General features: G+C 61.7%; 9 protein-coding genes. 1 reads left to right on the forward strand and 8 read right to left on the reverse strand.

Going from position 1 to position 7,829, the window contains the following annotated elements; all coding sequences use genetic code 11:
- Window positions 1-187: 187 nt before the first annotated feature.
- The 8 genes from BUB69_RS27960 to BUB69_RS27995 are packed head-to-tail and all read right to left on the reverse strand — an operon-like array spanning window position 188 to window position 6,372.
- Entirely contained in the window at window positions 188-1,102 is a 915-nt protein-coding gene (locus BUB69_RS27960; protein ID WP_073173479.1) for a metal ABC transporter solute-binding protein, Zn/Mn family, read from the reverse strand.
- Complete coding sequence (locus BUB69_RS27965) at window positions 1,103-2,002, reverse strand: metal ABC transporter permease (protein WP_024685506.1); 900 nt, start codon at window positions 2,000-2,002, stop codon at window positions 1,103-1,105.
- Window positions 2,002-2,766, reverse strand: coding sequence for a metal ABC transporter ATP-binding protein (locus tag BUB69_RS27970; protein ID WP_073173482.1), 765 nt, complete (start codon window positions 2,764-2,766; stop codon window positions 2,002-2,004). The genes BUB69_RS27965 and BUB69_RS27970 overlap by 1 nt, the downstream gene beginning before the upstream one ends.
- Window positions 2,763-3,695, reverse strand: a complete 933-nt coding sequence (locus tag BUB69_RS27975) for a metal ABC transporter substrate-binding protein (RefSeq protein ID WP_073173500.1) — start codon at window positions 3,693-3,695, stop codon at window positions 2,763-2,765. The genes BUB69_RS27970 and BUB69_RS27975 overlap by 4 nt, the downstream gene beginning before the upstream one ends.
- Before the next feature lie 25 nt (window positions 3,696-3,720).
- Window positions 3,721-4,290 (reverse strand): DUF6162 family protein, encoded by a 570-nt coding sequence (locus tag BUB69_RS27980; RefSeq protein ID WP_073173485.1) that lies wholly within the window; start codon window positions 4,288-4,290, stop codon window positions 3,721-3,723.
- The gene (locus BUB69_RS27985; RefSeq protein WP_073173487.1) at window positions 4,287-4,625 is read right to left on the reverse strand and encodes a hypothetical protein; all 339 of its coding nucleotides are present in this window, start codon (window positions 4,623-4,625) and stop codon (window positions 4,287-4,289) included. Before BUB69_RS27985 ends, BUB69_RS27980 begins: the two co-directional genes overlap by 4 nt.
- The gene (locus tag BUB69_RS27990) at window positions 4,622-5,164 is read right to left on the reverse strand and encodes a thiamine pyrophosphate-binding protein (protein WP_073173490.1); all 543 of its coding nucleotides are present in this window, start codon (window positions 5,162-5,164) and stop codon (window positions 4,622-4,624) included. Before BUB69_RS27990 ends, BUB69_RS27985 begins: the two co-directional genes overlap by 4 nt.
- Window positions 5,161-6,372 carry a PepSY-associated TM helix domain-containing protein gene (locus BUB69_RS27995; RefSeq protein ID WP_073173493.1) on the reverse strand — a complete coding sequence of 404 codons (1,212 nt, stop codon included), beginning with the start codon at window positions 6,370-6,372 and terminating at the stop codon, window positions 5,161-5,163. The genes BUB69_RS27990 and BUB69_RS27995 overlap by 4 nt, the downstream gene beginning before the upstream one ends.
- A gap of 326 nt (window positions 6,373-6,698) precedes the next feature.
- On the opposite strand from BUB69_RS27995, the gene BUB69_RS28000 reads away from it, so the two are divergent.
- The gene (locus BUB69_RS28000) at window positions 6,699-7,676 is read left to right on the forward strand and encodes a TauD/TfdA family dioxygenase (RefSeq protein WP_073173496.1); all 978 of its coding nucleotides are present in this window, start codon (window positions 6,699-6,701) and stop codon (window positions 7,674-7,676) included.
- The last annotated feature ends 153 nt before the right edge of the window (window positions 7,677-7,829 follow it).

Here is a 7,829-nt window from a genome sequence, read left to right on the forward strand (position 1 = left end):
GGCTTGCCGGCGATGCGGTTTTTCAGTTGGTCTTTCATTGGCTGGCCTGACTCGATAGGCGCAGAAATTTCACTGGATAGACGCAGGCCCTGTGGGAGGCGGCTTGCCGGCGATGCGTTTTTCAGTTCGCCTTTCATTGACTGGACTGACGCTATCGCCGGCAAGCCGCCTCCCACGTTATGTGCATTCAGCCAGCCTTCAACGCCCCGATAATCTGCTCGATATCCCCCTGCAATTCAGCCAGCGGATCCGCGCCGTCAATCCCCAGTACCAGCAACGTACTTCCCGCCGCCGCAATCGCGGCTTTGACCGGCTCGGGTGGCTGGCGATGGTCGAGGACCACGGCCACGTCGTTGTCCTTGAGGGTCGCCGACAGTTTCTGTATCGCTTCGGGCGTCCATTGCTCATCGGTCAGTGGCTGGCTGTCGATCAACTCCAGATTCAATCCGCTGATCAGGTAACCGAACCTGTCTGACAAACTCACCACGCTCAGGTTGTCGGCACTGGCCAGACTCGCTTCGCTGCTGGCGCTGAGCTTGAGCAGTTGTTGCTTGAGGGCGGCCAGATTGGTTTCGATCCTGGGTTTGGCCGCCGGAGCCAGTCGCACCAGGTCCGCTGCCATCACGTCGGCCATACGCCCCATGTTGTTGCTTGCCAGCCATGGCTGACTGTTCAGGCCATCGATACCTTGTCCCGGCTGTACCGCGATGCCCGGCAGGCTGCCGTCCACCGGGCGTGCTGCGTCGATTTCGACGATGCGAATGTTGCTGCGGCGCGCATTGGGGTAAAGCGGGTCATCGGCCCAGATCGAGCGCAGGCCGATGACCGCATCAGCGTTTGCCGCCAGGCCGCGCAGCGCCTCGGCACCGCGCCCGGTGAAGTAGGCTGTCTGACGCGAACCGGGCAGGTTGGCCGCTGCGGCGCGTTCCAGCACCACGCCGCTGTCCTTGAGCAGAATCTGCCCCAGGCCATAGGTAATCGGCAGACTGGCCAGCACGCGCACGGGTTGAGCACTGGGGGCTGTCGCTTCAGCCGCAGACAGGGAATTGCACAGCAGGCCGGAAAGAGCCAGCGCCAGGGTCATACGTCGCAGAGTAAACATTTATCCGATATTTCCTTTGAGGCTGGGCACAGTGCCGCGCGCAATGGCGGCCAGGGCGAACGCGATACCGGCCACCAGAATGATCGCCGCGCCGGATGGCACAGGCAGGTCAAAAACGATAGGCAGCAGAATGCCGCACAAGGTACTGACGGTCGCAATCGCCACCGAGATCCAGAAGAAGCCTTTGAGCGACTGGCTCAGCAACCGGGCGGCTGCGGCCGGAATCACCAACAGTGCGCCGACCAGAATCGCGCCGATGACTTTCACGGCGGCCACCGTGATCAGCGTCACCAGAATCACGAACAGATAGTCCAGCGTCTTCACCGCCACACCCCGCACGGCAGCCAGTTGCGGGTTGAAGCTGGCCAGCATGATCCGGTTGTACAGCGGCAGGCTCAGGCCCATCACCAGCGAACCGACGATCAGCAGCACCAGCAGGTCGTTGCCGTTGACGGTCAGTACCGAGCCGAACAGGACGTTTTCCAGAATATGCACATTGATCTTGCCCGCCAGCACCAGCAGCAGACTTGCACCCAGGGCCAGCGAGACCGACAGGAACACGCCGATCAGCGTGTCGGGCGCAAGGCCGGTGCGGTTGCGCAGGTAGTTGAGCACGATGCCGAACAGCAGGCAGTAGCCGAACAGGCTGCCATACGGGCCGGTATAGGGTTCGCCGAGTAGAATGCCGATGGCCACACCGGTCAGCGCCGCGTGACCCACTGCTTCGGAGAAGAACGCGAAGCGCTTGACCACCACCAGCGTGCCCAGACCGCCCAATACCGGGCCGATCAACAGCCCGGCAAGCAGGGCATTGACCACAAAGCCGTAGGCCAATGCTTCAGGCAAATAGCCGGACGATGCCAGGCCTTGAATGAAAAGCCGAAAGCTCTCGTAGTCCATTACGCATCGCTCCCGTTTTTGACATTTGCAGCACGCGGATGCGCCGAAAACAGGGTCAAAAGCCGCTCTGGCGTCAGCGCGGTGTGTGCCGGTTCATCAAACAGCACCCGGCGATTGAGCCCCGTCACCTGATCGGCGAGACGTTTCACCGCTTCCAGATCATGCTCGATCCACAGCACCGTGATACCGGCCCGACGCCAGTCGCCCAGCAGGCGTTCGAAAACCTGAATACCGGCTTCATCCAGCGCCGACATCGGTTCATCCAGCACCAGCAACTGCGGGGCCGGAATCAAGCCCTGTGCCAGCAAAACGCGCTGGCGCTCACCGCCGGACAGCGCGCCCATGCGGCGTTTGCGCTTATCCTGCATACCGACCCGCTCCAGCGCTTCGCCGATGGCGGCAGCGTAATGCTTCGACAGGCCCAGAAACGCTGGACGTCGCTGGCACATCGCAGCCATGAAGTCATCGACGGTCATCGGCAGGCCCCGGTCGAACTCCAGCGCTTGCGGCACGTAGCCGATCAGGCCGGGCGAACCGGGCCATTGCAGGCTGAGCTGGCCCTGATGCGGGGTTTGCCCAAGCAGGGTCTTGATCAGCGAACTCTTGCCGCCGCCGTTGGGGCCGACCAGCGCGTGCACGCTGCCCGCCCGAACGTGGAAGCTGATACGGTCGAGAATGATGGTGCGGCCCAGCGTCAGGCTCACCTCACCGAATTCGATGCCCGGCCCTTGTTGAGCGATATCGAGGTTGTGCGCAACCGTCATGCGCCTGCCTCCTGAATTGCCCGGACCACGGTATCCAGGTTGCCGGCCATTTCCTTTTCGTACTTGTCGGCGCTGTATTCGCCATAGGAAATGTGCGACAGCGGGTACAGCTTGACCCCGGACTCGCGCTGAATGGTCTCGACGTACGTGGACGGGAAGTCCATCTCCGAAAAAATCACCTTCACGTCCAGTTCACGCAATTGATCGATGGTCTTTTTCAACTGACTCGGGCTTGGCTCGATGCCGTGTGCCGGCTCCACCACTGCCGTGACCTCAAGGCCAAACTCACGCAGCAGGTAATCGTACGCAGCATGCACCGTGGCCACGCGCAGGTCGGCGTTCGGTGCCTTGGTCAGCCTGGCCAGGGCGTCGGCACGCATCTGACGCAGGCGCTTGCCGTAGGCCCGAGCGTTGGCGGTGTAGGTCTTGGCGTTGTCCGGGTCCAGCTTGCCCAGCTCGCGGGCGATGTTGTTGACCTGCGCGATGGACGCGCTGATCGACAGAAAGGTATGCGGGTTGACAACCTTGCCCGCGCCACGCGCTGCCACGCCGGTTGCGGCCAGCAGCGGCACGTCGGCGTTGGCTTCGATGGTCTTGATGTTCGGCGTTTCGCTGGCGGCGATCATGCGGTCGGCAAAGTCGTCATGGCCGACGCCGTTGAGCACGATCACGTCGAGCGAGCCTATGCGCTTGATGTCCTCGGCGCGGGGCTCGTAGGCATGGGGGTTGAAGCCTGCCGGAATCAGCGGCACGACCTCGGCCTTGTCGCCGACGATGTTGGCCACGTAGCTGTAATACGGATGCAGGGTGATACCGATGCGCAGGCGCTTGGCCGGATCGGCAGCGTGGCTCAGCGGTGCCAGCAACGTGGCACAGAGGCCGATCAGCAGCACGCGCAGCAAGGGACGGCATTTGAAAAAAATAGGCATGGGCAAGCGGCCTTCTCGGGTGATTTCAGTGCTGATGCTGGCGCGTAACACCAGCGTCGAATTGCGCGACAACCTGTTGCCAGCCTGTGCCGATCAAGGTCTTGTCGCTGAGATCGGCGGGCGCAGACGTGGCCTTGCGGTTGATCCAGATATCGGGCTGATCGTCAGCCGACGAGCCGACCCGCATCAGAAACGAGCCTGCCACGCCGGGCGACTGGCTCAGGCCCAGATAGGACTGCTCCAGCATCTGCCACACATGACCGCCTCGGCTGACGGAGCTGGCGTCTTCGGCGAACGGCGCAAAGCCTTCCTCGCCCAGTTGCTGCGCCGTGACCGGCGTTGGCTGCTCCTGCGTCAGCAGGTGGATTTCATCCAGCGTCACGCGCAGGTCAGCGTAGATGCCCTGTTCGGCGGCGGTCAGGTCGCGGCGCGCATCGAGCTGATGGCTGGCCACGCTGTGGTCGTCCTGACGTTCGCCATGCAGGCTGACGACGCCAGCGGCAACTGCCAGAATCAACAGGCACAACAGCAGGACGTAGAGGGTTTCATGCCCGGCCCCGGCCGGGCGCACGATCTGTCGGGTCGGCGCACTCATGGGGTCTGGATGTCCGCCTGGTCGATTTCCACGACGTGACCGGGACCTGCGTCGAACAACACGTAGAACTCCGAGGCGGGGCGCTTGAACGTGACGGTCGAATCTTCACCCAGCTTGCCGGGCACCAGAATGGTTTCGTCATAGCCAATCACATCCAGCGTCACGCCCGGCGCGCCGCTGCCGTCGGAGAAACCGCCTGTGCAGCGGATCTGCTCGTTGTCGATCTGTTTGCACTCGCACATCGGGTTGTGCGCAAGCGCCGTGTTGCTCAGGCCCATGCCGATCAGGCAGAGCGCAGCGGCCGTCATTTGCCGCAGGGAGAAGCGGGCATTCATGGTTTGGCTCCTTGTTTTTTCAGCCAGGCCACCGTGGTCGGCGAGGCCTGTTGCAGGGGAATGGAAGTCTGGTGCACGGAACCGTCCCAGCCTTCCATGGTGATCCACAGCTCGGAATCGGCGCTGGTGGTTTCCGGGATCTGCATGAAGGCACCCATGCGATAGCCGCCGCCGAAGAAAATCACCCCGGCGGTGCGCAGGCTGCGGGGCTTGCCGATGCGCAGGTAAGTGGCCTTGACCCGGTCGATGCAGGCGTTGCACAGCGCGGCGTTGAACCCTTTCATGTAGCCCGACGCGCCGGACAGACGCGGCGCTTCGTTACGGTCCTCGGCCAGTCGCAGGCTCCACGGACCGACCTTGAATTCGCCGATCTCCCGTTGCCCCAGGCCCTTGTCGCCACGATCCAGCGAGTTGTCAGCGAAGTACTTGGGCATGAAACCCAGCGGAATCAGGATCAGCAGGACGTTGATGTGGAAACGCCATTTGTGCCAGAAACGGCTCAGTGACGAAGCGGGTTGCGCGACAGCGGCCTTGCTCACAGGTTGTTCTCCGGGGTACCGGTCGCCAGCGGCGGCCGTGGGGGTTGCCGGTTGGAAATCGGGTTCATCTTCGCTTCGCGCTTAAGGGCGTTGAGGGTGGCCAGTGCGGTGCGTTTGCTCCAGATCAGCAGGCCACTGAGCACCATCATGCTCAGCACCAGACCGAAGAACGCCCAGATCAGCTTGATCCAGATGCCGCCGAAGTCACCGGTGTGCAGCGGGCGCATCGACTCGGTCACGAACTCCAGTTTGTTGCGGTCCGACAGCAGGTGCGAGGCGGCGATTTCACCGCTGTAAGGATTGATCTCGGCGGTCTGGTACATCAGCGGATACCAACTGCGGCCGCCAACCTGCATGTTGCTGTAGGCGTTGAACGGCGGCGTGATGAAACTCGCTTCCAGACCCGGAATCCGCTCCTTGGCGATCTCTACGGCCTTTTCCAGGCTGATGGTGGGCGCAGGACTGCCGTCAGCGGTCAGCGGCACGGCGCTGTGGGGAATGATCGACGCCACTTGGGAACGGCTGGAAATGCTGATCTGGTTGTCGCCCAGAATCGCCTGAATCAGAAACCAGGTGCCGGTGATGGAAATCACCGCAATGAACCAGATTGACCAGACGCCACTGAGCCGGTGCAGGTCGCCCCAGAAAATCCGTGGGCCCTGGCTGAAGCGCAGCGGTTTGAAAAAGCCTTTCCAGAATTTCTTGTAGACCACCAGCCCGGTGACCAGCGAAGCCAGCAGCGGCAAGCCGAGAATCGAGACCAGATACCAGCCCCACGAATAGCCGTTGGTGAACGGCACCAGCCACCAGCCGTGCAGGGCGCGTGTGAAACGGCGGAAATCGAACGACGGCGTAAGGCCTTGAATCACCCCGGTGTACGGGTTGACGTAAGCGGGCACCGAGCGGCCGTCAGGGTAGGTCACGAACACACTGAGGGCAAAGTAATCGCCGTCCGGCTGCATGATCGTGCCGACAATCAGGTCCGGTTCATTGCGTTCGAGGGTGGCGCGTATCTGCTCGAAACTCATCCGTTCGGCAGTCTCCGACGGCGGGTTGTCGCGTATTTCCGGCATGGCCAGCCACATGATTTCCTTGCTGACCACGGCCAGCGTGCCGGTCACGCAGACGATCAGCACGAAAAACCAGATGGGCAGGGCCAGCCAGCTGTGGACGAGAAACCAGATTTTCGAGCGGGATTTCTTCGACATGGGTAAACGGTCTCGATTCACGGTATTGAGCGGCCTTCAGGCAGGCACTGATGCTCGTTGGGGCAATTGGGCGTTTCCGGGATCTTCTGAAAAACGGGCGCGGTTATACCGACAGACCCTGTATCAAGTTAAAGACGAATGAGAATGCAAAAGATGTAGTTTTTTCTTGCGCCTAAATGAAAGGAAATGTTTCAGCGCGGCAGGCGTGAGTCGCTGATTGACATGAACCGGCTAATTTTCCATTCGCCGGTTACGTTCAATCTGGACATTGGTGTTGCGTCAGGCCGCAGGGGATCGGGCGCTTTGGCCGTCAAGGGAGAGTCATCATGAGTCATGCGTTGAGTTTGCAGATCCGGCCATTGCTGGCAGGAGCGGGCACATTGCCGATGCTGGTACAGGCACCCGAGCCAGGTCTGGACTTGATGGAAGCGCTGGGCGAATTCAAGCCGCTGGTCGCCGAACACCTGTATCGCGCAGGCGGCATTCTGTTTCGCGGTTTCGACGTGGGCGGCCCTGAGGCGTTTCGCGAGTTCGCCGCAGGCTTCGGCGACCCGCTGCTCAATTACGAATTCGGTTCCACGCCCCGCAGCAACGTGACCAAGGGTGTGTACACCTCCACCGAATACCCGGCTCACCAGAGCATACCGCTGCACAACGAACAGGCTTACACGCTGGAATGGCCGATGAAAATCTGGTTCTACAGCATGATTGCTGCACAGACCGGCGGCGAAACGCCGATTGCCGACAGCCGGGAAATCTATCGCCGGATCCCGGCGCGCATCCGTGATCGGTTCATCGAAAAGAAGCTGATGTACGTGCGCAACTACGGCAACGGGCTGGACGTCGAGTGGAGCCAGGTGTTCAACACCGAGGACGAACGCGTCGTTGAAGCCTACTGTCGTGCCCACGCCATCGAGTGCGAGTGGAAGGACGACGGCGAACTGCGCACCCGGCAAATCTGCCAGGCCGTATCGCGCCATCCGGTCACCCAGGACACGGTCTGGTTCAACCAGGCGCACCTGTTCCACATCTCCAACCTGCAACCGGAAGTGCGCGAAACCCTGCTGGACGTGGTGGACGAAGAAGACCTGCCGCGCAACGTCTACTACGGCGACGGCTCGCCCCTCGAAGAGAGCCTGCTGGACGAGATTCGCGGCGTGCTCGACGACTGCACCGTCAGCTTCCCATGGCTGGAAAACGACGTCCTGATGCTCGATAACATGCTCACCGCCCACTCCCGCGCCCCGTTCACCGGCAAGCGCAAAGTGGTCGTGGCCATGGCGCAGGGGCATTCGGACCGTTAATTCGCCTGTTAAGCATTCGCTCCGAAATGTGATGCGCGGCATGCCCACGTCTGGAAAGCGCGCAAAACGGGTGAAGGCTAAAGCGTCTGACTGAATGCGTACCCGTGGGAGGCGGCTTGCCGGCGAAGGCGTCAGTTCAGTCACTGCTAACTT

This window comes from Pseudomonas asturiensis (assembly GCF_900143095.1).
Lineage (GTDB): Bacteria > Pseudomonadota > Gammaproteobacteria > Pseudomonadales > Pseudomonadaceae > Aquipseudomonas > Aquipseudomonas asturiensis.